Here is a 25512-nt window from a genome sequence, read left to right as displayed (position 1 = left end):
GTCCTTGTCTTTATCTCGGGTCTTATACAAATAAAAGTTCGGTCTAGGACTGAGCTACTCAATAAGTTTTTAACCTTTGCTTAGATCATCTGTCTTATGAGTTTGATATAGACCGAGCACAACCAATTGCTTCATGTCTCTATAATACTGAATTCATAAAATTACGCAATACATAATTTAATTACACATTTCATAATAATTGTCATTTCTTGTATTTTCTGTTTTCATTCGCGGTCATGAGAAAAGTCACGCAATTATTTTTTCATGAATCTCTATGAAAGTTTGATTAATTTATGATATACGTAATTTATTGGAAGAAAATTACGTGACAAGGATGAGAATAATCATATGTCAGCACAAGAGCAAGGAAACCTGAAACATGGTTTGAGTAATCGGCACATCCAACTTATTGCATTGGGTGGGGCGATTGGTACAGGGCTTTTTCTTGGTATATCACAATCGATTAAATTAGCAGGTCCATCGGTCATCCTTGGCTATGCAATTGCAGGATTTATTGCTTTTTTAATGATGCGTCAGCTTGGTGAAATGGTGGTTGAAGAGCCTGTAAGTGGGTCTTTTAGTCATTTTGCCTACAAATATTGGGGACCATTTGCTGGGTTCATGTCGGGATGGAACTATTGGGTACTCAATGTCCTCGTCTGCATGGCTGAATTAAGTGCAATTGGTCTTTATATTCAATATTGGTGGCCACAAATTCCAACGTGGGCATCTGCTTTAACCTTCTTTGTCTTAATTAATGGCATTAATCTGCTACACGTTAAGTTTTTTGGCGAAATGGAATTTTGGTTCTCTATTGTCAAAATCTTGGCGATTGTGGGAATGATTGGTTTTGGTTCATATTTACTTGCAACCGGTACAGCAGGTCCACAAGCAAGCATTTCTAACCTTTGGGCACTTGGTGGTTTCTTCCCATTTGGTGTTGAAGGTTTAGTTATGGCAATGGCTGTCATTATTTTTGCTTTTGGTGGTATCGAACTTTTCGGTATTACTGCGGCTGAAGCACGTGACCCTGATAAAACTTTACCTAAAGCTGTGAACCAAATTATTTACCGTATTTTGATTTTCTATATTGCGACACTTTTTGTTTTATTCTCGCTATTCCCGTGGAACCAGATGGCAGAAGGCGGCAGTCCGTTTGTGATGGTATTTGCTTCTTTAGATAGCCAAGGGATTGCAACGTTGCTGAACTTTGTAATTTTGACTGCTGCGGTTTCAGTTTATAACGGTACGAGTTATTGCAGTAGCCGTATGCTATTGGGTCTTGCACAACAAGGAAATGCACCAAAAGCATTTGCACACATTAATAAACGCGGTATTCCAACCAATGCAGTGATCCTTTCTGCTGCGGTGACTCTTTTATGTGTACTGTTAAATTATATTTTCCCTGAAAAAGCATTTGGTTTGCTCATGATGCTCGTAGTTGCAGCCATTGTGATTAACTGGGTTGTGATTTCATGGACACATTTAAAATTCCGCAAATATATGCAGAGCCAAGGTCAAACCACGAAGTTCCCAAGCTTTATGTATCCATTTAGCAACTATTTATGCATCGTGTTTATGTTGGGCATTTTAATTGTGATGTCTTTAACACCAGATATGCGTACTGCAGTCATGATGATTCCTGGTTGGATCTTGTGTTTGATGGTGGCTTATCAATTTAAACGCCGAAAATTAAAAGCTGAGCAGTCTTTAACTGCTGTAGAAGCAGATATTTAATAAGATAGTAAGTTGTAGCTATAAAAAGGACGTATCTCATACGTCCTTTTTTATTTTTAAAATTTAGCAACAGAAATTAAAGGATTTTATTGTTGTTATAATATAACATTTCTTGAATTTAATGATGAGCAATTTTCCCATTTTTGGTGAAGATAGAGCATATTTATGAAGCGTTATTTAGGTTTAATTTTATTATCTCTCACGGCTTGTAGTACTCAAATGCCCAAGCCAACGGATTCTAGGCATTCTCACTCTTTGCCTCAGCCTTCTAAAACAGTGGTCAGAATAAAGCAGCAACCCGAAGATTATGTTGCATGGTTAGCAACAGCAGATCATCGACCATCTGCACAAGCTTATAAGCAATTCCTTAAGCAAAAAGGGCTTGCCGATTTAGTCCCAGATTATGAGTTATTACGTTCAGCTCGAGATTGGCAAAAATGTGGAGTGGAGCCGTATGCGGTGCCCCCGCGGGAGGTTTGGTCCAATATCGTTCCGACACTTAGCATCTTAAAAGCATTAGTTGACGATGGCGTGATTAATGATTTTGAAGTGACATCCGCCTATCGAGCTTTATCTTTAAACCGATGTGCTGGTGGTGCCGATGCATCTCGACATGTCTTTAATGCAGCTCTCGATTTTCGAATTGGACCAGAACAGCCTAGCGATTTAGACCAGTTCAATATTCAGCAAACTAAAACCAAACTTTGTCAGTTCTGGGCGACAAAAGGTCAAACACTCAATATGGGACTGGGTGTTTATGCTTCGGGACAAATTCATATTGATAGCCAAGGATTCCGTGCATGGGGACCTGACCATCGCTATAAAACCTCAATGTGTCAGGGCTTTTAAAAGTAATTTTTTCAAAGACTAATTTACTGGCGTAAAGGAAGGAGAGATAAAAAACTTGCTTAATAGTTATGTTATAACATAACATTATTATGGTTTAGAAATAGATTACGCCTGTGATCTGGCCATACTTAAGTGGCCAGCCATGATCAGTTTAAATATTATCCAAAGAGATCAAGCCATGCACACTGCAATCGCCAACTCATTTGCCAAGCTTCCCGTTACTGTTTTATCTGGCTTTTTGGGTGCAGGAAAGACCACATTACTCAACCATATTTTAAATAATCGTGAAGGCCGCCGTATTGCCGTGATTGTCAATGATATGTCTGAGGTGAATATTGATGCGGCGTTAGTACGTGAAGGTGGGGCGGAGCTTTCAAGAACAGATGAAAAGCTGGTTGAAATGAGTAATGGCTGTATCTGTTGTACGCTACGAGAAGATTTATTGGTTGAAGTTAAGCGCTTAGCCGATGAAGGACGCTTTGACCAATTGGTGATTGAGTCAACTGGCATTTCGGAACCGCTGCCTGTTGCAGAAACCTTTACCTTTGAAGATGAAGATGGAAACTCACTCAATGAGTTTGCTCGACTCGACACCATGGTTACGGTAGTCGATGCTTTTAACTTTCTTAAAGATTATGGTTCAATCGACTCCCTGCAACAACGTGGTGAGTCCTTGGGCGAACAAGATGAGCGAACTGTGGTCGATCTTCTTATCGATCAGATTGAGTTTTGTGATGTGATTGTGCTGAATAAAATTGATTTGATTGACCAAGCTCAGCAAGAGCAGCTCACCGCAATTCTAAAGACATTAAACCCACGTGCCCGAATTGAAATTGCTCAATTTGGAAAGATTGGTTTAGATAAAATTTTAAATACACAGTTATTCGATTTTGATGAAGCAGCACAAGCGCCAGGATGGTTAAAAGAATTGCGTGGCGAACATACGCCAGAGACCCAAGAGTATGGAATCAGTAGCTTTGTTTACCGTGCGCGTCGACCTTTTCATCCAGAGCGTTTTTATGATTTGGTACAGGCTGAATGGCCGGGAGTCGTCCGTTCCAAAGGCTTTTTCTGGTTGGCTGCCGAACCGACATTGGCTTATTCATGGTCGCAAGCGGGCGCAATGGCAAGGCACGGCTTAGCAGGTTATTGGTGGGCGGCCGTTGCAGAAGAAGACTGGCCTAGTGACTTAGACAGCATCGAACAAATTAAAAAGGTTTGGGATGCTCAAACAGGTGATGCAAGGCAAGAGCTGGTTCTCATTGGTATGCAAATGGATGAGCAAGCTTTGATAGAAAGATTAGACCATTGTTTATTAAGTGATGAAGAAATGGCTTTAGGGCCACAAGCTTGGCAGAGCTGGTCTAACCCTTTTAAGCAAGATGATGAAACTATGTTGATCGCTTAATTAAAAAGCCCCTATTTTAAAGGGGCTTATTTTTATGATTTGTCTTTAATGAAAATCTTTCGAATGTAGCTGTTAAGCGGTGTCGAATAATATTTTTCAATTACTGCGCTAATGATGAAAGTTAGAATCAGATAGCCAATTAAAAGCATAATTTTGATGCTAGAGTCGGTTTGAGCTGGAATAAAAGTAACCTTCATGAGACCCAGTACAACCAGATGAAACAAATAAGTTTCATAACTTCTCTGCCCCAACCAAACCATAACTTTTGTAAATAGACTATGCGCTTGCGTTCCCGTAGGATGCTGAAAGCACAAAATCAGTAAGCCTGTGGCAAAAGCAAATAAGCTGATACCCCAAGTACTAACTTCTTTAATTGGCGCATATAAATAAAGAGCGACCATGCTCAAAATAATTAACCACGAAAGAGGTTTTTTATAAGTCCAATCCGGTCGATATGTATGAGAAAATATCGCTGTTAAACAACCAATGGCTATGCCGTCAAAACTAGAAAAATAATGATATAAATAGGCACCGCTTTCTTCTCCAAAATGTAGAGATCTAAAATAAGGTCCGTATAAAATTACCCCAACAAGTACAGCAATAAATACCTTATTACTACGCGTAAGCAGGCACAATAATGGAAACACAAAGTAGAAAACTTCTTCTACAGAGAGTGACCACAACACGCCCAAAGCGTAGTTTACCCAACCAAATTTTATAATCAGGATATTCATCCAGAAGGTTAAAGCGGCAAATATGGTTAAGGGATATGAGACCTCAATGCCATTGGGAGCTTGGTTTACAAAGGGTTTTAAGTCAAATGACCCAAGTATGCTTACGCCTAAAATGAGTAAAACCAGACACGGTAAAATGCGGGCTGCTCGTCGGATATAAAAATGTTTGAGGTTAATTGCGGAGAATTGTTTGTCTCTTTTTAAAGTGTGATGGGTAATTAAAAAACCCGAAATCACGAAAAACATGGTGACACCATAATTTCCGTTTCTTGCGATTAAAGTGCTAAATGCTTCGCCTAAGAAATTAAAACCTAACCATGTATCTTTAAGTTTATAGGGAATATTAAAATGATGTAAAAGAACCAACAGGATAGACATTCCTCGAAGAATATCTATTTTATAATTACGCATTCGATGTGCTTCCAGTTTTATTAATATACTGTGTGGCAGAAGAATACTATCGATCAGTTATTTTAAATAAAATTTTTAAGCATCATTTCGTAAACCTAAAAGGATCATACTTTTTTCATCTTTGAATGGAGCAAAGGCATAGCAGAAATAATTATTAAATAAATATTGATAAAACCTTTATATATTTGAATTTATCTACATAAAACTTTAAATTAGCTCTTGTTGAGCTATGTTTATTTTTTAAACTTTTTAAAATCTATTTAATTCATAAATTAACATGTTGTATGTGGTTGTATATACATAGCATGTCAACTAAAATATGATTTTGCCTGCTGCCTTTTTGAGTATTTGTTATGCCCAGAACATCAAAACAAGAACATGCTGAGCTTTCGATTGAAGCTGATAGTCCAGTTCCTTTATATCAACGCGTAAAACAGCTGATTTCACAAAAGATTTATGAAGGCTCTTGGGCTGTAAATAAAAAAATTCCTTCTGAAAGCGAGTTGGTCAATCAACTTGGTTGTAGTCGAATGACAGTCAATCGTGCGCTACGAGAGTTAACGACTGAGGGTTTATTGGTACGTATACAGGGTGTTGGTTCTTTTGTTGCTGAAGGGCAAGGCCGAACTGCGCTTTTTCAAATTAATAATATTGCCGAAGAGATTGTTGCACGAAACCATAAGCACCATGCTGAAGTTTTAATTTTAGAACAAATTTATGCAAATGCAGAGCAAAGTGTATTAATGCAGACTCGTGAAGGGCAAAAGCTGTTTCATTCAATTATTGTGCATTATGAAAATGATGTGCCAGTTCAAGTCGAAGATCGTTTGGTTGATGCAGCACTCATTCCAGATTATTTAGAACAAGACTTTAAAACGATTACCCCCAATGCATACTTAATGGCGAAAGCACCTGTGACAGAAGGTGAGCACATTGTTGAAGCCGTTTTAGCATCTCCGCAAGAGTGTAAGTGGTTAAAAATCACTAAAACTGAACCATGTTTACTCATTCGCCGTCGTACATGGTCCAATAAGCAACTCATTTCTAGTGCCCGTCTGACTTATCCCGGCAGTCGTTATTATCTCGAAGGCAAATTTACGCAATGATTGAAGTACTCAAGGCAGACCAATATACAAAAATGCTTTGGAAAAATGGTGCAGGCTATACTTTGGAAATTGCGCGAAGCCTAGGTGATCTTGATTTCGACTGGCGAATTTCGATGGCAGATGTGACAACTTCTGGACCATTTTCTATTTTTCCCAATAAGCAGCGAATTATTACTGTACTTGATGGGCAAGGCATCGTATTACATGTCGATGATCTGCCTGCTAGGTCGTTAAAGCTAGGCGATATTTTTGCTTTTCATGGTGAAAGTCAGGTGCATAGTGAACTGGTTGCCGGTGCAATTCGAGATCTAAATTTAATTTATGATCCTGTAAAATTTCATGCTCGCTTTCAGAGAGTAGATGGTACAGAAACACAGACTTTTTTAAGTTCGGCAGACCTGATTTTCATTTTTAATAGTGGTTCTGACACTGAAGTAGCGATTGAAGAAAAAGCCTTTTTACTTGCTGCCCACGAGACTCTAAAAATTGAGAAAACCACTCCGATTACATCAGTTCATTTCCCTCAAAATTGGGCAAAAAATTGTTATGTTATTGAGTTAATTCAACGTTAAAACTAAATAAGTTATTTTTTAAAAGCACATATCTAGTGAAAAGATATGTGCTTTTTTTATGCAAAATATAAAAATAAACTATTTTAATTCATTGGCTTATTAAGTTTTTTTTAAAAAATATGAGCAAGCCTCTTCACGCCGTAAAATATTTGTGTAGTATATGGATGTATATACAAGTTAATACATTACTATACAAATGCAGAAACAAGTGATGTTCTGCTGATGTAAGCTCAAAGGAAGGAGTCCGCCTGTGACAACAACAACGACAACAAAATTTCGTGATGTAGAAATTCGTGCGCCACGCGGCACTGAATTGACGGCTAAAAGTTGGTTAACTGAAGCTCCATTACGTATGTTGATGAATAACCTTGATCCGGACGTTGCAGAAAACCCGAAAGAGTTGGTTGTATACGGTGGTATTGGCCGTGCAGCACGAAACTGGGAATGTTTCGACAAAATTGTAGATACTTTAAAAAATCTTGAAACTGATGAAACTTTATTAGTTCAATCAGGCAAACCAGTCGGTGTATTTAAAACTCATAAAGATGCACCACGCGTTTTAATTGCAAACTCAAACCTTGTGCCGCACTGGGCAAACTGGGAACACTTTAACGAGTTAGATGCAAAAGCACTCGCAATGTACGGTCAAATGACAGCAGGTTCATGGATCTATATTGGTAGCCAAGGTATTGTGCAAGGGACTTACGAAACTTTCGTTGAAGCAGGCCGCCAACACTACAATGGTGATTTAAACGGTCGTTGGGTATTAACTGCTGGTTTAGGCGGTATGGGTGGTGCTCAGCCTTTAGCTGCAACGCTTGCAGGGGCTTGCTCTTTAAATATCGAATGCCAACAAGCAAGTATCGATTTCCGTTTACGTACGCGTTATGTAGATGAACAAGCAACTGATTTAGATGATGCTTTAGCGCGTATCGACCGTTACACGAAAGAAGGCAAGGTTATTTCAATTGCACTTCATGGTAACGCTGCTGAAATTTTACCTGAGCTTGTGCGCCGTGGTGTACGTCCAGACATGGTGACAGACCAAACAAGTGCACACGATCCACTCAATGGTTACTTACCAGTAGGTTGGACTTGGGATGAATACCGTGAACGTGCGAAATCAGAACCAGAAGCTGTTGTAAAAGCTGCAAAACAGTCGATGGCGAAACACGTACAGGCAATGCTCGATTTCCAAAAAATGGGTGTTCCAACATTTGACTATGGTAATAACATTCGTCAAATGGCGAAAGAAGAAGGCGTAGCAAACGCTTTTGATTTTCCTGGTTTCGTACCTGCATATATTCGTCCATTGTTCTGCCGTGGTATTGGTCCATTCCGTTGGGCAGCACTTTCTGGTGACCCAGAAGACATTTATAAAACAGATGCCAAAGTTAAAGAGTTAATCCCTGATGATGAACATTTACATCACTGGTTAGACATGGCACGTGAACGCATTAGCTTCCAAGGCTTACCAGCTCGTATTTGCTGGGTGGGTTTAGGCTTACGTGCAAAACTTGGTTTAGCTTTTAACGAAATGGTTCGTAGTGGTGAATTATCTGCACCAGTCGTAATTGGTCGTGACCACTTAGACTCAGGCTCAGTTGCTAGTCCAAACCGTGAAACTGAAGCTATGCAAGACGGATCAGACGCAGTATCAGACTGGCCTTTATTAAATGCATTGTTAAATACAGCAGGCGGGGCAACTTGGGTGTCTCTACACCATGGTGGCGGTGTAGGTATGGGCTTCTCTCAACATTCAGGCGTTGTGATTGTGTGTGATGGTACAGATGACGCTGCTGCACGTATTGCTCGCGTACTGACCAATGACCCTGCAACAGGTGTTATGCGTCATGCCGATGCCGGTTATGAAATTGCGATTAACTGTGCGAAAGAGCAAGGCTTAAACTTGCCAATGATCACTCAATAAAAATACATGGAAGAACTGGCGGTGCTTTTTGCAATTGTGAAAAGCACTGTCTCAGCAGAATATAGTGCAAAAAATTAGGAAGCCAACATGGAATTACTGATCCAACCGGGAAAATTAACCTTAGCTGATTTACGTCAAGCTTACCTCAACCCGATTAAAGTTAAATTAGATGACAGTGCTTCAGCTGCAATCAACGCAAGCGTGGCTTGTGTAGAACAGATTGTAAATGAAGGGCGTACAGCTTATGGCATTAACACAGGCTTTGGTTTACTTGCTTCAACCAAGATTGCTCCTGAAGATTTAGAACAATTACAGCGTTCATTGGTTCTTTCGCATGCAGCAGGTGTAGGTGAGCCACTTGATGATGCAATGGTTCGTTTAATTATTCTATTGAAAGCAAATAGCTTGGCACGTGGTTTCTCAGGTATTCGCCGTAAAGTCATTGATGCGTTGTTGGCTTTAATTAATGCAGAAGTATATCCGCATATTCCTCTTAAAGGCTCAGTAGGTGCTTCGGGTGACTTGGCACCACTTGCGCATATGTCATTGATTTTGTTGGGTGAGAGTAAAGCGCGCTATAAAGGTGAATGGATACCAGCAGTTGAAGCTTTAAAAATTGCAGGCTTAGAGCCAATTTCTTTAGCAGCTAAAGAAGGCTTGGCACTTCTAAACGGTACACAAGTTTCGACCGCTTATGCTTTACGTGGTTTGTTTGAAGCTGAAGATTTATTTGCTGCTGCAACTGTATGCGGTGGTTTAAGTGTTGAAGCAATGCTTGGTTCACGTTCACCGTTCGATGCACGTATTCATGAAGTACGTGGTCAACGTGGTCAAATTGATGTGGCTGCGGCTTATCGTGACCTCTTAACAGAATCAAGTGAAATTGCACATTCACACGAAGACTGTAGCAAAGTTCAAGATCCGTATTCTTTACGTTGCCAACCACAGGTCATGGGTGCATGTCTAACTCAAATCCGTCAGGCTGCTGAAGTTTTAGCAATTGAAGCAAACGCAGTGTCTGATAACCCTCTTGTTTTTGCAGCAGAAGGTGATGTGATTTCAGGCGGTAACTTCCATGCAGAACCTGTAGCAATGGCGGCAGATAATCTGGCATTGGCAATTGCAGAAATTGGTTCACTTTCAGAACGTCGTATTTCGATGATGATGGACCGCCACATGTCACAGCTTCCACCGTTCTTGGTCGCAAATGGTGGCGTTAACTCAGGTTTCATGATTGCTCAAGTTACAGCAGCAGCGCTTGCGAGTGATAACAAAGCACTTGCACATCCTGCGAGTGTTGATAGTTTACCGACTTCAGCGAATCAGGAAGACCATGTTTCGATGGCGCCTAACGCGGGTAAACGACTTTGGCCAATGGCCGATAACGTGCGCGGCATTCTAGCTGTTGAATGGTTAGGCGCTTGTCAGGGTTTAGATTTCCGTGAAGGCCTAAAAAGCTCGCCTAAACTTGAACAAGCCCGTAAAATCTTGCGCGCTCAAGTGCCGTACTACAGCGAAGACCGTTTCTTTGCTCCTGATATTGAACAGGCAAGTGAATTACTTTCGAGTGGTTGTCTAAACGAGTTAATTATTCCAAACCTACTCCCTAGTCTATCTGAAGTGTGATTAATAAAACGGTCACATGGAGTGGCCGAATCTAACTAAATATCCTCAAGGATTGGAGATTATAATGTCACAAAACTCCACACTACAGCGGGGGCTGAACACCCGTCACATTCGTTTCTTGGCATTGGGCTCAGCAATTGGAACTGGGCTTTTCTATGGTTCGGCAACTGCCATTAAAATGGCCGGGCCTTCAGTATTACTAGCGTATATCGTTGCAGGGATTGCAATTTATATTGTTATGCGCGCACTGGGTGAAATGGCTGTCCATAATCCAGTATCCGGTTCATTTAGTCACTACGCATCACAATACATTAGTCCACTAGCTGGTTTTACCACAGGTTGGACTTATGTTTTTGAAATGGTGATTGTTGCACTTGCTGATGTCACTGCTTTTGGTATTTATATGGGATTCTGGTATCCCGATGTGCCACGGTGGATCTGGATTTTATCGTTAATTATGTTTTTAGGCGCTATTAACTTAATTCACGTTAAAGTCTTTGGTGAACTCGAATTTTGGCTGTCCATTATCAAAGTTACCGCCATTGTTGCCATGATTGTAGGCGGTTTAGGGCTTATGTTCTATGGCTTCCAAGCTGATCATAGCAATATCGTGCCAGGCATTTCGAACCTATGGATTTATGATGGCTTTATGCCGCATGGTATTGCAGGCTTGGTGGCATGTTTATCTGTAGTGGTATTTGCTTTTGGTGGTATTGAGATTATTGGTTTAACCGCAGGCGAGTCTCAAGATCCGAAAACGACTTTGCCAAAAGCAATTAATGCGGTTCCGGTTCGTATTTTACTTTTTTATGTACTTACCATTTTTGTTTTGATGTCGATTTTCCCATGGAACCAAATTGGTAGCCAAGGTAGTCCATTTGTCCAAATTTTTGAAAATTTAGGCATTAAATCAGCAGCAAATATTTTAAATATTGTGGTAGTAACCGCTGCGATTTCAGCAATTAATAGTGATGTATTTGGCGCTGGTCGTATGCTTTATGGTATGGCGAACCGTGGTCAAGCACCTCGCATATTCCAAAAGTTATCGCGTAATGGTGTGCCATGGATGACCGTTGTAGTCATGGCTGGTGTGCTGTTAATTGGTGTGGTGCTGAACTACCTGATTCCTGAAAATGTATTCATGATCATTGCGTCAATTGCAACTTTTGCAACTGTATGGGTTTGGCTCATGATTTTGCTTTCACAAGTTGCGATGCGCCGTAAATTATCTACTGCTGAAATTAAAGCACTTGATTTCCCTGTATGGGGTTGGCCATATGCACCTGCGTTCGCGATTGGTTTTATGGTGTTCATTTTAGTCATGATGGGTTATTTCCCTGATTCACGTCCTGCAATTTATGTAGGTATAACATGGCTTGTACTCTTAACTATTGCTTATCGTATATGGGTAAAACCAGAGCAAAATCTGGGAAAGGAAAGTAATCCTATCCAGCAAAATGTTGAGATAGAAAGCTAACAAATGAACTGCCCAATGGTTTAACTATTGGGCAGTTTTGAGGAAAGGCTCATGAAAAAACTTTGGCAAAACTGCCACATTGCGACCATGCAAAATGGGCAATACTCCTACATTAAAGATGCTGCAATTGTCACAGAAGGGCATCTCATTCAGTGGATTGGAAAACAACAACAACTTCCTACCGACACATATTCCGAAACAGTTGACTTAAAAGGCGCTTGGGTAACCCCAGGGTTTATCGACTGCCATACGCATAGTGTATTTGGTGGCAACCGTAGTGTTGAGTTTGAAAAACGCTTGCAAGGTGTAAGCTATGCTGAAATTGCAGCAAGCGGTGGCGGTATTGCCAGTACAGTGCGTGCAACGCGTGAAGCAAGCGAAGAACAATTATTAAATTCGGCACTTAAGCGCATTCGCTGTATGCAACAAGACGGTGTAACGACCATCGAAATTAAGTCTGGCTACGGACTCAATTATGAAAATGAGCGCAAAATGCTGCGTGTGATCCGTCAAATTGGTGAAGCTTTACCGATGACGGTAAAAAGTACTTGTTTGGCTGCTCATGCTTTACCGCCAGAGTACAAAGATCAAAGCGATGCTTATATCGAGCATATCTGTACAGAAATGCTGCCTAAACTGCATGCTGAAGGTTTAGTCGATGCTGTAGATGCGTTCTGCGAACATTTAGCCTTTTCACCTGCTCAGGTCGAACGTGTTTTTAAAACGGCACAATCATTGGGTCTACCCGTTAAACTTCATGCTGAGCAGCTCTCATCGCTAGGTGGCTCAAGCTTGGCAGCACGTTACCATGCTTTGTCGGCTGACCATTTAGAGTACATGACCGAAGATGATGTCAAAGCAATGGCAGAGTCGGGTACGGTTGCTGTGTTATTGCCGGGCGCCTTTTATCTATTGCGTGAAACACAATATCCACCGATTGAAAATCTCATTAAACATGGCGTGCGTATTGCGCTGTCGAGTGATTTAAATCCGGGTACATCTCCAGCACTTTCTTTACGTTTAATGCTGAATATGGGCAGTACACTCTTCCGTTTAACGCCTGAGCAAGCATTAGCAGGTGTCACCATTCATGCTGCACAAGCGCTCGGTTTAGAGCAAACACACGGCAGTTTGGAGCAGGGTAAAGTCGCTGACTTTGTGGCTTGGGATATTGAGCATCCATCTGAAATTGTTTACTGGCTTGGCGGAGATTTGCCTAAGCGAGTCATTCAGCATGGACAAGAAGTTATTTTTTAAACGGTGTCACATGAATCACACATTTAAATGGCAAGGCCGCCATGATGGCGAAGGTGAAGCACACCAACGTATTCACCATATTATGAATAAAACCCAACATGCTGAATTTGCGCTGATTGGTTTTAGCTCTGATGAAGGCGTGAAGCGTAACAAGGGTCGAGTCGGTGCTGCCGATGCGCCAGACGCAATCCGTAATCAGCTTGCCAATTTACCGATTCATCGTCCAGTGAGTATGGTCGATTTGGGTACGGTGACCTGTGAATATGACAATTTAGAGCAAGCCCAAACCGAGTTGGCGGAGCAAGTCGCAAATAGCTTACAAAATGGTTTAAAACCGATTGTATTGGGCGGTGGACATGAGGTTGCATTTGGCAGCTTTAGTGGTCTGTTCCAATATGTACAAGCCCACGCGCCAGATAAAAAAATAGGCATTATTAATTTCGATGCCCATTTTGATTTGCGTGAAGCAGAGCATGCAACTTCTGGAACACCTTTCTTACAGGCAGCTCGACTTTCAGAACAGCATCAAAAACAGTTTAATTATTTATGTATTGGGGTAGCTAACCATGCCAATACTAAAGTTTTGTTTGATACAGCCGATGCTCTAAATTGTTCGTATTTGCGCGATCATGAGGTTAATATTTTTAACCTACCAAACGTGCTTGCAGCGGTTGATGCTTTTATTGAAAAAGTAGACTGCTTGTACGTTACGATTGATTTAGATGTCTTCGTGGCCGCGGTTGCACCGGGAGTCAGTGCGCCTGCTGTAAAAGGAATTGATTTAGCCACTTTTGAGGCAATTTTTAAGCATATTCAAGAGACTGGCAAAATCAAACTTTTAGATATTGCCGAGTGCAATCCCAAGTTTGATTTAGATAATAGAACTGCAAAACTGGCTGCATATATTGTTTATCAATATTTGTTTTCTTGAGAAAGAATTTTTAATTTAGAAATAAAAAAAGTGCACTGAGATCGCTCATGTGCACTTTTTTTTGACTTTCTGGTAAATTAAAGTCAGATTCGGAATAAAGATAGCAACTATAAATAATTTAATTAAAAAGAAAATTAATTTATAAAATCATTGAGTTAAAAAATACTCGATTTTTACATCATTTTATAGGCTGCTTGGCACGTAATTTGTTTTGTCTATATTTTAAACTTCGTTAAATATGTTTGGATAATTAAATGAAAAACAGAACCTTACATTTGGCTTGTATCAGTGTTTTATTTTGGATGTCTCATTCTTCTGATGCTGCAACCCCCGAAATTAATTCGAATACCATCGAAAAATCACAATCTAAACAAAAGAGTGATGTCTCTGTTCGGGTGAAAGCTTTAAACCAGCTTTTACAAGACCAGTGGGAATACACTTTGAGAAATAACCCTGAAACTGCAACGACTTTAGGAGATTTACGCTACAACAATCGTTGGACCGAGGTTTCAAAAAATCAGATCGAGAAAGATAAAAAAACTACTCAAAATTTTTTAAAACGTTTTGAAGCGACTGATAGCACAGGATTTTCAGCAACTGATCAACTAAATAAAGACTTAATGATTTATCAGTTGAAAGAGACACTTAAAAATTATGACTTGAAATTGTATGAGATGCCTTTCAATCAAATGTGGGGACTACATTTACAATTTCCGGGATTTATTAGTTCGATTCCATTTAATAATGCTAAGCAGTATCAAGACTATATTGCTCGTTTAAAACAAATCCCTCTTATTCTTGATCAAGGGATTCAGTTAGCAAAGCAAGGGCAAAAAGATGGCTTAATACCACCCAAGTATTTAATTGAAAAGATAGCAAAGCAGATCGATAGCATTGCAACTCCAGCAGGGAAGGACAGTGTTTTTGCTTCTCCATTAAAACAATTTCCAAAAAACATTTCGAAAGCAGAACAAGAGCGTTTAAGCCGTGAAATACTACAGGCCATAGATCAGAATGTACGGCCTGCTTATCAAAAACTCGGCACGTTTATCCAGAAAGATTACTTACCTTATGGACGACAACACGAGGGAATATGGAGCTTGCCAAACGGTGACGAGCTCTATCGTTTTTATGTAGAAAATAATACGACCACGTTGGAAAGCCCTGAAAATATTCATCAGCTCGGGTTAAAAGAAGTTGCTCGCATAGAAGCGGAAATGCTTAAAATTGCCAAAGCACAAGGTTTCAGCGACTTAAAAAGTTTCCAACAATCCTTAAAAACGAATCCAGCCGTTTTTCCAAAATCTCGTGAAGAAATTTTAGAGATTTATCGTGGGTATATTGCGCAAATGCAACCAGAGTTGCCGAAGCTATTTGGGTTATTACCAAAAAATAAAGTCGAAGTTTTACCTGTAGAGCAATATCGAGAAAAAGAAGCGGCAGGAGCGGAGTATCATCAAGGCACGCCTGATGGTTCACGCCCTGGACAAGTTTATGTGAATACAGGAGATTTCTCTGAACGTTCAAAAATATCAATGGAAGCGACTGCTTACCATGAAGCAATTCCGGGGCATCATATGCAGATTGATATTGCCCAAAACCTGCCAAATTTACCGATGTTCCGAAAGCAACCCAACCATACTGCTTATATTGAAGGATGGGCGCTTTATGCAGAGCAGTTGGGTAAAGATGTGGGTTTCTATAACGACCCGCTTTCAGACTATGGAAGACTATCGAGTGAGTTGTTCCGTGCTTGTCGTCTAGTGGTCGATACGGGTGTACATTATAAAAAATGGCCCCGTCAGCAAATGATTGATTTTATGAGAGAACATTCTGCGTTAGATGAACCAGATATTCAGGCAGAGACAGATCGCTATATTGCTATTCCTGCCCAAGCATTAGCTTACAAGATGGGCCAACTCAAAATTTTAGAGTTACGAGAGTTAGCGAAACATGAGCTTGGAGATCGTTTTGATATAAAAGCATTCCATGACATGATCTTAAATGCAGGAACCTTGCCTTTAAATATACTCGATGCCCGTATTAAAAATTGGATTAAGGAACAAAAAGCGGCAGCTTAAAACAAAATTCGAAATTTAGGTCAGGTCCTCGTTGGGCCTGATTTAAAAACCAATATAAAACAGAATATAATAATGAAAAATATAGTTTCTTTTAGAATTTAAAATTGGAAAAATAATGAACCAGAAGAATAACCCGATTGGAATGATTGACTCTGGTTTAGGCGGGTTGTCTCTCTTTAAGCATATTCGGCAGGCCCTACCGAATGAAGACATTATCTATTTCGCTGACTCGAAATATGTCCCTTATGGAGACAAAGAAAGCGACTGGATTGTTTCACGAACCACGCATTTAATTTCAAACTTAGTTGCTCAGGGTAAATGCAAAGCGATTGTGATTGCTTGTAACACCATGACGGCTGTAGCGATTGAAACGATTAGAGCACAAATTAATGTGCCACTTATTGCAATAGAACCCGCCGTAAAACCCGCAGTAGCAATCACTCAAAGTAAGCATATTGCTGTCTTGGCAACTGCCACCACAGTGAAGGGCAAAAACTTAAAAAGTTTAATTGAAACGTATGCGCAAGATATTAAAGTGTCTTTGGTGCCTTGTATTGGCTTAGCCGAAAAAATCGAAACGGGCAAAGCACATACCGCGGAAGTTGAAGATTATTTAAAAAATATTTTGGCGCCGTTGGTTGAACAAAAAGTGGATACAATTATTTTAGGATGCACACACTATCCGTTTGTCTCAGATACGATTCAGGAAATTGTAGGCCGTGATATCCAAATTATTGAGCCTTCGGAAGCTGTAACAGCGCAATTAATACGGCAGCTTAATCAATATAAGTTAAGTTCTGAAAGTCCAAATGAGGGAAATCATATTATTTGGACCAGTTCAGACCCGTTGGAAGTTGCGGATGTTACTTTTTCTTTGTTAGGTACGCATTTACCTGTAAAAGATATAGCAATATAAATTTTATAAAGATGGTAAGAGCATTTTCTCTTACCATCTTATGTACTAGCTCAAATTAAGCTCTTTTAAGTTCCCAGCGCTGTTTTGGGTCATTAGATCGTTGACTAATACCTACAGATGAACCCCAAGTATGTGTCAGTACTGCATTTGGTTGGCCTTCTACAAAGATATAACCATCTTCAAATGCCCAACTAGTTTGGTACTGGCGACCTGCTCCTTGCAAGAAAATATCGCCACTATGCCAATGAACTGCTTGCGTCTCTTTATCATTTATACTTTTTAATGCTGTTTGCAGTTGTTCAAAAGATTCATTTGACTTTAAACCTGTCTGTAAAATCTTTTTGGCAGTATTCATATTTTTTTCATCAGTATGTAAATTTAGAGTTTTTGTAAGCTCTAGAATAATTTTTACTGCTTCTTTTTGAGGGTCTTCTACATCTTGAAGCTCTGTCCATACCTTTTCTTGTAGTTCCCCAAGCTGCTCTTTTTTAATTTTTTTTAGAAGCTCATCAATATTGTAACGGCGTAAATACAACCGGAACACTGAATCTGATTGCCAATCTTTTTGATCTAAAACATCTAATTGCACAGAGGCAAGAATTATTTTATAGAGTTGTTCATCAAGTTCAGGAATACCTTTAAAATCAGGAATATTTAAACTTAGCCAAGGAGCGGAAGCAAGTTTATAGAACTTTTGCTCAATGCTACGAATTGATGCATGAGCGAGGACTGGATTTAAATATTCATCAAATTTTTTATCGTCGAGCTTACCCACAAGCTCAGATTTAATAGTTTCTTCGCCGTTAATATGGATAAAATCGCTTAATAAATCAGTAATATCGAGGCCATCATTGGTTCTTAAGTGGGCTAGTGTTTCTTCATCTTGCTTTGGTAAAAGACTAATAAAGTTTTCTAAGTCTTTGTCATGCAGTTTAAATCCAATTACTTTTGTTTTAACGTAAGCACCGAGCACCCAACTAGATCGGATATCTTTAACTTTGTTGAATAGCTTATTCTCTCGCCCACTGCGATATACGTGGCTGTTAAAATACCAAAGTTCTTCTTCTATGTTTTTAACCTTGTCATGTACCGTAAATAGTCGGTCGTTTGTATGAGAGTAAGGTAAGACACCCGTTTCACCACGTGCAGTTACAGCATCTTGTAAGCCATGTGTCTGGCCACCATACAGACTTGAAATACATGCACCTGTTTCTTTGTTAACGATTCTAAAGTTTCCTTCTGGGAATCCATTAGCCATGATAAGTCGCTCCTTATAATTAGAAAGTTTTTGTAATAGTCGAAATTAATAGTTATCAAGTAAATTTCGAAGCGTGATTTATACCATAATTTCATATGTATAAATCCGAGTGTTTTTGTTGGTTTTTGTATATAAGATATTGATTTAGATATATTTATTAGAATATCTTAATAAAAGCCAGAAACTATACTTTAGAGCTTTATGAGCACAATAAAAAGCCCAATATACTTTTAAATCTGTACAACGTATTGATGTTACTTTTTCTTTGTTAGGTACGCATTTACCAGTAAAAGCTGTAGGAAAATAAGCTCTCGAACAGATGGTAAGAGGTGGGGAATAGCATCTTTGGAGTAAGTGCTTTCTATAAGTTGTTTCTATGTCTCGCTTTTTCTCATCTTATATATTTACATAAACTGTTAAATTAGAATTAACGATCAATCTATTTTATTAACCAAATATATATAACTCAATTTTATATTTTAAATTTAATTAAAAGTCATGAATATAACAAAGAGGATAATATTATTTAAATATTAATAAAATTATTATATTTAAAATTTTTTATTAAAATAAATTGACGTAATTAAAATCACCGATTATTATCTCGTTGCTGGCCTACATTGCCAGACGGTTTTGACAGACCGTAAGTCCCCATAGCGGATTATAGTTCTACTATAAGTCGTTAGACCCTTGCGTCCCCTTTCTTTGCGGTAGGACGGAAGGGGGACGCCCCGTGCGTGCTGGTCTCTATGGGCACCAGTCTGTCAACCCTCTTTCGTTCTACCACCATAAATTAATTCGCGGTGATCTGGTGGTAGGACTCCATTTTTAAGGAGTTGGCTATGCCACTATTCAAACTCATTTTCTCTCTTATTTAATTATTTTATTTATTTAAAATTTGGGTTTTTTGCGACCTGATTTTTTAAATTTATAAATTATTTTTATTTTAAAATTTTAATTATTTTAATTATTTTAATTATTTTATTTTCCTATATTTGTGGGAGGGTTAATTATTATTTAAAAAATTATTTTAATATTTAGGGTAATCATATTTTTATTTTATTTAAAGATATAAATAATCATGAGAATAATATGAAACTTCATAAATTTATATTAGTTTTAAACCTTATGTTCGGTGCTTACAGTATTACAAATGATGATGCCAATGCTCAGCAGGAATTTAAAAGAATTTGTTTGTCAGGTGAACACATGCAAGCCAGTTGCAATTGTGTTTGCCAACAGCTTGCACAGATGTATTCGCCTCAAACCGTACAACGTTTAAAACACACCAGTTTGCAAAGTCCTGATCTCCCACAGGACTTTGCCCCTAACTTGTTCGGCATCATTCGACGCTGCGACAAAACTGAAATGGGCTAAGTTCGCTTAGCTCCTTTATCTCTGTGTCGCAATGATCTCTCAAACTTTAAATCAGCGCAAAAGTAAAAAGTCCGTTGTGACACGGGGGCCTAGGGGACTTCTCTATTATTAAACTCGATTTTCTTTCACGGGAAAGGGGCTGTATAGCCGTATGAATGCAATAAAAAAGCCCGATATGCACTTACACATATCGGGCTTAATCAATCAGTTATTAAAGCAGGGGATGCCTTAATAATGATCTTTTTTGAATTACTCTACAGTTACTGACTTCGCCAAGTTACGTGGCTGGTCAACGTCTGTACCACGTAATACAGCAACGTGATAAGACAATAGCTGAACTGGTACGCTATAAACAATTGGAGCTAGCCATTCGTTTACTGCTGGAATATGCACAACGTGTTGACGGTCTTTTTCATTGATTCCGCTATTTTCATCAGCGAAAACAAATAACTCACCACCACGTGCCTGAACTTCTTCCATATTTGATTTTAGCTTATCAAGCATTTCATCATGTGGAGCAAGAATCACGATTGGCATTTCATTATCAACAAGTGCTAATGGACCGTGTTTTAACTCGCCCGCTGCATAGCCTTCAGCATGAATATATGAAATTTCTTTTAGCTTTAATGCGCCTTCCAATGCGATTGGATAATTCGTACCACGGCCTAAGAATAAGCAGTGATTTTTTTCAACGAATAATTCAGACAAACGCAAAATTTCTGGATCATGTTTAAGCGTATCAAGAATAACTTTCGGGCTGTGCCATAGCTCACGTGTAATTTCTTCAAGAATAGCAGGACTAATACGTTGTTTAACTTGTCCAATTTTCAAGATTAACAACATAAGCGCAGCGAGCTGAGTCGTGAACGCTTTAGTTGAAGCAACACCAATCTCAGGACCAGCAAGAGTCAATAAGTGATGATCAGTTTCACGAACCATTGAAGACGTAGCAACGTTACAGATAGTCAAAGTCTGAATATCGATATTGTTTGCTTTCGCACGCTTTTGAGTTTCACGTAGAGCAGCTAAAGTATCAGCAGTTTCACCTGACTGTGAAATACAAATATAAAGTGTATTTTCAACAATTACAGGGGTGCGATAGCGGAATTCACTCGCGATTTCAACTTGGCAAGGCACACCAATGAGTTGTTCAAACCAATATTTCGCAATCATTCCTGAGTGGTAACTTGTACCACAAGCGATGATTTGTACGCTTTGAATTTTGTTGAAATCTGCTTCAGAATTTTTCAAGAAATCATCACGTAAGCTATTGCCATCAAGCGCTTGAGAAATCGTTTGCTTGATTGCTTCTGGCTGCTCATAAATTTCTTTGAGCATGTAGTGTTTGTATTCACCTTTTGATGCACTGCTTACGGTTGCATCAAGCTCTCGCACTGGACGCTCAACGCGCTCGCCATTTGCAAATACTTCAATTGAAGTACGTGTAAGACGTGCAATATCGCCTTCTTCTAGGTACATAAAGCGGTTAGTCACCGGTAAAAGAGCAAGTTGGTCTGAACTAATAAAGTTTTCACCAATACCTACGCCAATCACTAAAGGTGAACCTTCACGTACAGTAATCAGTTCATCTGGATAATCGCTGTGGATAATACCTAGCGCGTAAGCACCTTTAAGCTGAGGTACAACAGTTTCAACAGCATCTAAAAGGCTATCTGTGCTTTTTAGAGCTTCAGCAACTAAGTGTGCAACAACTTCAGTATCTGTTTGAGAAGTAAAAACGTAACCTAAAGCTTGTAGGTCGTCTTTTAACTCTTGATAGTTCTCAATGATACCGTTATGTACAACAGCAACCTTACCAGACATATGCGGGTGAGCATTGTTTTCAGTTGGCTTACCATGGGTCGCCCAACGTGTATGCGCAATGCCGATAGCCCCTGTAAGTTGGTGTTCAGCAACTGCATCTGCAAGATTGATGACTTTACCTACACGGCGCTCACGTAAAATTTGTTGATTATTCAGTAAAGCAACACCCGCAGAATCATAACCACGGTATTCAAGACGTTTTAAACCTTCAATTAAAATCTCGGTTACACAACGCTCTGCAACGCCTCCGACGATACCACACATACTTCAATCCTCTTATTTTTTAACCTTTTGGGGACGTTGATAATTTGCTTTTGAAATTTGTTGCGCACGTTCAAAGGAGAGACTTTGTTCGGCTACATCTTTCGTAATCACAGAACCCGCACCAACTGTTGCGCCATTCCCAATGGTCACCGGAGCAACCAGCGAGCTATTAGAACCGATAAAAACGGCATCGCCAATAGTGGTTTTGTGTTTATTTGCACCGTCATAATTGCAAGTAATTGTACCTGCCCCAATATTTGATTCAGCACCGATTTCTGCATCACCTAAGTATGTGAAATGGTTAGCTTTACTACCTAGTCCAATCGATGTGTTTTTAACTTCAACAAAGTTGCCGATATGCACTTCATTTGCCAATTTAGCCCCTGGGCGTAAGCGTGCAAATGGTCCAATCTGAGCATTTTCACCTACAACTGCGCCATCAAAAACGCTATAGGCCTGAACTTTAGTGCCTGCTGCAATTTTGGTGTTCTTTAAAATACAGCCAGCGCCGATTTCTACAAAATCACCAAGCTCACATTCACCTTCAATAATAACATTGATGTCAATACGAACGTCTTGTCCAACTTTTACAGAGCCACGTAAATCAAAACGTGCAGGATCAAAGAACATTACGCCTTGCTGCATGAGCTTTTTGACTTGCTCTTGCTGGAACTGGCGTTCTAAAGCTGCAAGTTGTAAGCGGTCATTTACACCTTCAACTTCAAAAGCAAGCTCTGGTTCAACAGAGGCAACTTCTAAGCCATCTGCAATTGCCATTGCAACGATGTCAGTTAGGTAATATTCACCCTGTGCATTTTCATTTGAAAGTTTAGGCAACCACTCATGAAGTTTTGCGTTGCTAACACAGTAAATACCTGTATTAAATTCTTTAATTTGGCGTTGTGCTTCATTTGCATCTTTATGTTCAACAATGGCTTGAATTTTGCCATCTTGGCGCACGATACGGCCATAACCTGTTGCATCATCTACAGTAAGCGTAACTAAGCCAATTCCTGTCTGGGTTGATGCATCTAATAATTTTTGCAACGTATTTGCATTAATGCATGGTACATCGCCTGATAAAATCAGTGAAACACCCTCTTTAGGGAGTACGGGTAAAGTCATTTGTACGGCATGACCTGTACCAAGTTGTTCAGCTTGTTCAACCCACTGAATATTTTCTTGGGCAAATGTTTGTTGTACGCGGTCACCACCATGACCATAAATCGTAATAATATTTTTAGCTTGTAATTGTTTTGCTGTTTGAATGACATGCCCTAATAGTGGGCGACCTGCTAAAGGTTGTAGTACTTTAGGAAGCTGAGAACGCATACGCGTTCCTTTGCCAGCAGCAAGAATAATGACGGTAGTTGACATGTATAACTCTAATGATTAAGTCAAATGGATAATAATTAGTGTACAAAGAGCAGCCCATACACCGGCAATAATATCGTCAAGCATAATACCAAAACCACCATGCACTTGACGATCAATAACACGGATAGGCCAAGGTTTCCAAACATCGAAAATTCGAAATAATATGAAGCCGACGATCACCCACATCCAGTTCATTTGTTGTAAATAAATGAGAGGAAGAAAGGTAATAGATTGCCCTGCAAATTCATCCCACACAATTCGACCATCATCGTGTACGTTTATAACTTTTGCAGTTTGACCACAGATATAAATCCCGACCAAGGACATGATAATCATCGCGATTAAGCTTAAGTTAAATCCAAGCGATAACCAGATCGGAACAAAGAGTAGGGCAAAGGCAGAGCCAAAAGTACCAGGGGCTTTAGGTGCGAGACCAGATCCGAAACCAACTCCACAGAAAACGATGCAGCGGTTGAACCAAGACATGTCTTTAAAATGAATCGGCGGCTTATGCAAAGTGTTGGTATCCATGAATTTGCAATGGGTAATCTGAACCCAAGTGCTCAAAAGTTAGTTGTGTTTGCTCAACGATCTGTCCGATCATTGTAATCTTAATGTCTAGTTGTTTTTGCAAAAGTTTTTCATAATTTTGCGGTGTTATTGTAAAACATAATTCGTAGTCATCACCACCAGCTAGCGCATATTGCCAGCGCTGCTGTTCTGGTAGTTTTTCTAGCGTTGAATCAATCGGTAACTTTTCTAAAAGTAATCGAGCACCGACCTTTGAAGCTTTTAAAATATGGCCTAAATCTTGGGCTAATCCATCAGAAATATCAATCATGCTAGAAGCAAGACCCTTCAACTGTTGTCCAAGCTGACAACGTGGTGTTGGGTAGTCTAGTCGTTGTTGTAAGGGATGACCTAGGTGTTGTAAACCATAAGCTGCATCTCCAACTTGACCACTCACACAAACATAGTCACCGACTTTTGCGCCTGAACGTAACACAGCTTGTCCGGTTTCAATCCAGCCCATGGCCGTGACGGTAATGGTGAGATGTGGACCTTGAGTTGTATCTCCACCAATGAGAGCAACACCAAATTGATTACAGCAGTCATAGATTCCCTGACTGAATCCTTCAAGCCATTCATGGTCAATGGTAGGTAAGCTTAACGCAAGTAAAATACTATGAGGTTTAGCACCCATGGCAGCAATATCTGAAAGATTGACAGCCACACTTTTCCAGCCAATTGCATGGGGAGAGGTATCAAGAGGGAAGTGACGACCAGCAACTAGAGTATCTGCACAGATCACCAATTGTTGGTTTTGGGGAGGGGTGATTAAGGCTGAGTCATCTCCAATACCTAAGGTGACATCTGTGTAAGATTGTCTGTTAAAGTATTGGTCAATAATAGAAAACTCAGCCATATCAACTTCAAACCTATTAGTTTGCTTGTTGTTTTTCAGCACTACGTAGTGTTGAACTTAAACGATCTAAAACGCCATTAATGTATTTATGGCTATCTGCTCCACCAAAGTGTTTGGCGAGTTCAATGGCTTCATCAAGAACTACACGATAAGGTACTTCTAAATGATCACGTAACTCGTAAGCACCTAAACGTAAGGTTGCGAGCTCTACACCATCAAGTGCACTAAGTTCACGGTCAAGTACCGGAATTAACAATGCATCAAGATCTTCGCGCTGTGCAATCACTTGCGTTAACAGTTCGTGATAGTAATTTAAGTCTACCTTGTGCATCGCATTTTCAGCACGAGTACGTGCTTCGATTTCATGTACAGGATTGTGACTCATTTGCCACTCATAAATACCTTGTACAGCAAAACGACGTGCTTTGCGTTTTGCTGCATAAGCGGCTTGCAGTGTTTGAGACATGCTTTAAATTGCCTTTAATAAATTAACCATTTCAATTGCAGTTAAAGCAGCTTCGCTACCTTTATTACCTGCTTTTGTACCTGAACGTTCGATGGCTTGCTCGATGCTATCAGTAGTTAATACACCATTGATGACAGGCAAGCTGCTTTCTAACGCGACTACACCTAAACCTTTTGCACATTCACCAGCAACGAAGTCAAAGTGTGGTGTGCTACCACGAATAACTGCGCCAAGTGCGATGATTGCATCAAACTGATTTGATGTAGCTAATTTTTTAGCAACAATCGGGAGTTCCCATGCGCCAGGAGCATGAATAACAGTAATGTTATCTTCATTTACACCATGACGTTTTAATGTGTCGATTGCACCATCCAATAAGTGTTCAACAACAAAACTGTTGAAACGACCCACTAAAATCGCATAACGACCTTCGCTTGCGAGATGTAATAAACCTTCAATACGGCGAATTGCCATAGCAACCTCGA

Annotated in this window: 20 protein-coding genes and 1 pseudogene; 13 read left to right on the top strand and 8 right to left on the bottom strand. The window is 39.7% G+C overall.

What is annotated here, in order from left to right; all coding sequences use genetic code 11:
* Positions 1–348 precede the first annotated feature (348 nt).
* From FY048_RS09660 to zigA, 3 genes are all read left to right on the top strand, one after another.
* A complete protein-coding gene (locus tag FY048_RS09660; protein WP_446090975.1) occupies positions 349–1737 on the top strand; it encodes an amino acid permease in 1389 nt (462 codons plus the stop codon).
* Between the two features lie 165 nt (positions 1738–1902).
* Complete coding sequence (gene zrlA / locus FY048_RS09655) at positions 1903–2586, top strand: D-Ala-D-Ala carboxypeptidase ZrlA (RefSeq protein WP_446090974.1); 684 nt, start codon at positions 1903–1905, stop codon at positions 2584–2586.
* A gap of 142 nt (positions 2587–2728) precedes the next feature.
* Complete coding sequence (gene zigA / locus FY048_RS09650; protein ID WP_446090973.1) at positions 2729–3994, top strand: zinc metallochaperone GTPase ZigA; 1266 nt, start codon at positions 2729–2731, stop codon at positions 3992–3994.
* Between the two features lie 32 nt (positions 3995–4026).
* Here the strand turns inward: zigA and FY048_RS09645 are convergent, their stop codons facing one another.
* Positions 4027–5139: an acyltransferase family protein gene (locus FY048_RS09645; protein ID WP_446090972.1), complete on the bottom strand. Its 1113-nt coding sequence runs from the start codon at positions 5137–5139 to the stop codon at positions 4027–4029.
* Between the two features lie 353 nt (positions 5140–5492).
* Here FY048_RS09645 and hutC point away from each other — a divergent pair, with 353 nt between their 5' ends.
* The 9 genes from hutC to murI all read left to right on the top strand — a co-directional run bounded on the left by hutC (position 5493) and on the right by murI (position 17035).
* Positions 5493–6245, top strand: coding sequence for a histidine utilization repressor (gene hutC / locus FY048_RS09640; RefSeq protein WP_017391094.1), 753 nt, complete (start codon positions 5493–5495; stop codon positions 6243–6245).
* Entirely contained in the window at positions 6242–6817 is a 576-nt protein-coding gene (locus FY048_RS09635) for a HutD/Ves family protein (protein WP_446090971.1), read from the top strand. The genes hutC and FY048_RS09635 overlap by 4 nt, the downstream gene beginning before the upstream one ends.
* A 250-nt stretch (positions 6818–7067) precedes the next feature.
* A complete protein-coding gene (gene hutU, locus FY048_RS09630) occupies positions 7068–8747 on the top strand; it encodes a urocanate hydratase (RefSeq protein ID WP_446090970.1) in 1680 nt (559 codons plus the stop codon).
* Between the two features lie 87 nt (positions 8748–8834).
* On the top strand, positions 8835–10373 hold the full coding sequence (gene hutH, locus FY048_RS09625; RefSeq protein WP_003654215.1) for a histidine ammonia-lyase: 1539 nt from the start codon (positions 8835–8837) through the stop codon (positions 10371–10373).
* 64 nt (positions 10374–10437) lie between these two features.
* Positions 10438–11850: an amino acid permease gene (locus FY048_RS09620; protein WP_045433907.1), complete on the top strand. Its 1413-nt coding sequence runs from the start codon at positions 10438–10440 to the stop codon at positions 11848–11850.
* A 51-nt stretch (positions 11851–11901) separates the two neighbouring features.
* A complete protein-coding gene (gene hutI / locus FY048_RS09615; protein ID WP_446090969.1) occupies positions 11902–13107 on the top strand; it encodes an imidazolonepropionase in 1206 nt (401 codons plus the stop codon).
* Positions 13108–13117: 10 nt separating this feature from the next.
* Positions 13118–14038 (top strand): formimidoylglutamase, encoded by a 921-nt coding sequence (gene hutG, locus FY048_RS09610; protein WP_446090968.1) that lies wholly within the window; start codon positions 13118–13120, stop codon positions 14036–14038.
* 254 nt (positions 14039–14292) lie between these two features.
* Entirely contained in the window at positions 14293–16119 is a 1827-nt protein-coding gene (locus FY048_RS09605) for a DUF885 domain-containing protein (RefSeq protein ID WP_446090967.1), read from the top strand.
* Between the two features lie 115 nt (positions 16120–16234).
* Positions 16235–17035, top strand: coding sequence for a glutamate racemase (murI, locus tag FY048_RS09600; protein ID WP_446090966.1), 801 nt, complete (start codon positions 16235–16237; stop codon positions 17033–17035).
* 55 nt (positions 17036–17090) lie between these two features.
* Here murI and FY048_RS09595 read toward each other — a convergent pair whose 3' ends face one another.
* Positions 17091–18293 carry a hypothetical protein gene (locus tag FY048_RS09595; RefSeq protein ID WP_446090965.1) on the bottom strand — a complete coding sequence of 401 codons (1203 nt, stop codon included), beginning with the start codon at positions 18291–18293 and terminating at the stop codon, positions 17091–17093.
* Positions 18294–19385: 1092 nt separating this feature from the next.
* On the opposite strand from FY048_RS09595, the pseudogene FY048_RS09590 reads away from it, so the two are divergent.
* Positions 19386–19680: pseudogene (locus FY048_RS09590) on the top strand (hypothetical protein).
* Positions 19681–19919: 239 nt separating this feature from the next.
* Here the strand turns inward: FY048_RS09590 and glmS are convergent.
* The 6 genes from glmS to ribH are packed head-to-tail and all read right to left on the bottom strand — an operon-like array spanning position 19920 to position 25501.
* Positions 19920–21758, bottom strand: a complete 1839-nt coding sequence (glmS, locus tag FY048_RS09585) for a glutamine--fructose-6-phosphate transaminase (isomerizing) (RefSeq protein ID WP_446090964.1) — start codon at positions 21756–21758, stop codon at positions 19920–19922.
* Between the two features lie 12 nt (positions 21759–21770).
* Entirely contained in the window at positions 21771–23135 is a 1365-nt protein-coding gene (glmU, locus tag FY048_RS09580) for a bifunctional UDP-N-acetylglucosamine diphosphorylase/glucosamine-1-phosphate N-acetyltransferase GlmU (RefSeq protein WP_017388915.1), read from the bottom strand.
* 15 nt (positions 23136–23150) lie between these two features.
* On the bottom strand, positions 23151–23666 hold the full coding sequence (locus tag FY048_RS09575; protein ID WP_005044357.1) for a phosphatidylglycerophosphatase A family protein: 516 nt from the start codon (positions 23664–23666) through the stop codon (positions 23151–23153).
* The gene (gene thiL / locus FY048_RS09570; protein ID WP_056482025.1) at positions 23644–24561 is read right to left on the bottom strand and encodes a thiamine-phosphate kinase; all 918 of its coding nucleotides are present in this window, start codon (positions 24559–24561) and stop codon (positions 23644–23646) included. The genes FY048_RS09575 and thiL overlap by 23 nt, the downstream gene beginning before the upstream one ends.
* A 16-nt stretch (positions 24562–24577) precedes the next feature.
* Entirely contained in the window at positions 24578–25027 is a 450-nt protein-coding gene (gene nusB / locus FY048_RS09565) for a transcription antitermination factor NusB (RefSeq protein ID WP_005037915.1), read from the bottom strand.
* A gap of 3 nt (positions 25028–25030) precedes the next feature.
* Entirely contained in the window at positions 25031–25501 is a 471-nt protein-coding gene (gene ribH / locus FY048_RS09560; RefSeq protein WP_002119264.1) for a 6,7-dimethyl-8-ribityllumazine synthase, read from the bottom strand.
* Between the last annotated feature and the right edge of the window lie 11 nt (positions 25502–25512).

The organism is Acinetobacter sp. 1124_18A (genome assembly GCF_052824995.1).
This window is presented reverse-complemented; position numbering and strand designations above follow the sequence as displayed.

Excerpts from the sequence above, each read along its gene's own strand:
- ribH (WP_002119264.1), bottom strand. The coding sequence starts at position 25,501 with ATGGCAATTCGCCGTATTGAAGGTTTATTACATCTCGCAAGCGAAGGT.
- FY048_RS09645 (WP_446090972.1), bottom strand. The coding sequence starts at position 5,139 with ATGCGTAATTATAAAATAGATATTCTTCGAGGAATGTCTATCCTGTTG.
- zigA (WP_446090973.1), top strand. The coding sequence starts at position 2,729 with ATGATCAGTTTAAATATTATCCAAAGAGATCAAGCCATGCACACTGCA.
- glmS (WP_446090964.1), bottom strand. The coding sequence starts at position 21,758 with ATGTGTGGTATCGTCGGAGGCGTTGCAGAGCGTTGTGTAACCGAGATT.
- FY048_RS09620 (WP_045433907.1), top strand. The coding sequence starts at position 10,438 with ATGTCACAAAACTCCACACTACAGCGGGGGCTGAACACCCGTCACATT.
- zrlA (WP_446090974.1), top strand. The coding sequence starts at position 1,903 with ATGAAGCGTTATTTAGGTTTAATTTTATTATCTCTCACGGCTTGTAGT.
- nusB (WP_005037915.1), bottom strand. The coding sequence starts at position 25,027 with ATGTCTCAAACACTGCAAGCCGCTTATGCAGCAAAACGCAAAGCACGT.
- glmU (WP_017388915.1), bottom strand. The coding sequence starts at position 23,135 with ATGTCAACTACCGTCATTATTCTTGCTGCTGGCAAAGGAACGCGTATG.
- FY048_RS09605 (WP_446090967.1), top strand. The coding sequence starts at position 14,293 with ATGAAAAACAGAACCTTACATTTGGCTTGTATCAGTGTTTTATTTTGG.
- hutC (WP_017391094.1), top strand. The coding sequence starts at position 5,493 with ATGCCCAGAACATCAAAACAAGAACATGCTGAGCTTTCGATTGAAGCT.
- hutG (WP_446090968.1), top strand. The coding sequence starts at position 13,118 with ATGAATCACACATTTAAATGGCAAGGCCGCCATGATGGCGAAGGTGAA.
- FY048_RS09660 (WP_446090975.1), top strand. The coding sequence starts at position 349 with ATGTCAGCACAAGAGCAAGGAAACCTGAAACATGGTTTGAGTAATCGG.
- thiL (WP_056482025.1), bottom strand. The coding sequence starts at position 24,561 with ATGGCTGAGTTTTCTATTATTGACCAATACTTTAACAGACAATCTTAC.
- hutH (WP_003654215.1), top strand. The coding sequence starts at position 8,835 with ATGGAATTACTGATCCAACCGGGAAAATTAACCTTAGCTGATTTACGT.
- FY048_RS09635 (WP_446090971.1), top strand. The coding sequence starts at position 6,242 with ATGATTGAAGTACTCAAGGCAGACCAATATACAAAAATGCTTTGGAAA.
- FY048_RS09595 (WP_446090965.1), bottom strand. The coding sequence starts at position 18,293 with ATGGCTAATGGATTCCCAGAAGGAAACTTTAGAATCGTTAACAAAGAA.
- murI (WP_446090966.1), top strand. The coding sequence starts at position 16,235 with ATGAACCAGAAGAATAACCCGATTGGAATGATTGACTCTGGTTTAGGC.
- hutI (WP_446090969.1), top strand. The coding sequence starts at position 11,902 with ATGAAAAAACTTTGGCAAAACTGCCACATTGCGACCATGCAAAATGGG.
- FY048_RS09575 (WP_005044357.1), bottom strand. The coding sequence starts at position 23,666 with ATGGATACCAACACTTTGCATAAGCCGCCGATTCATTTTAAAGACATG.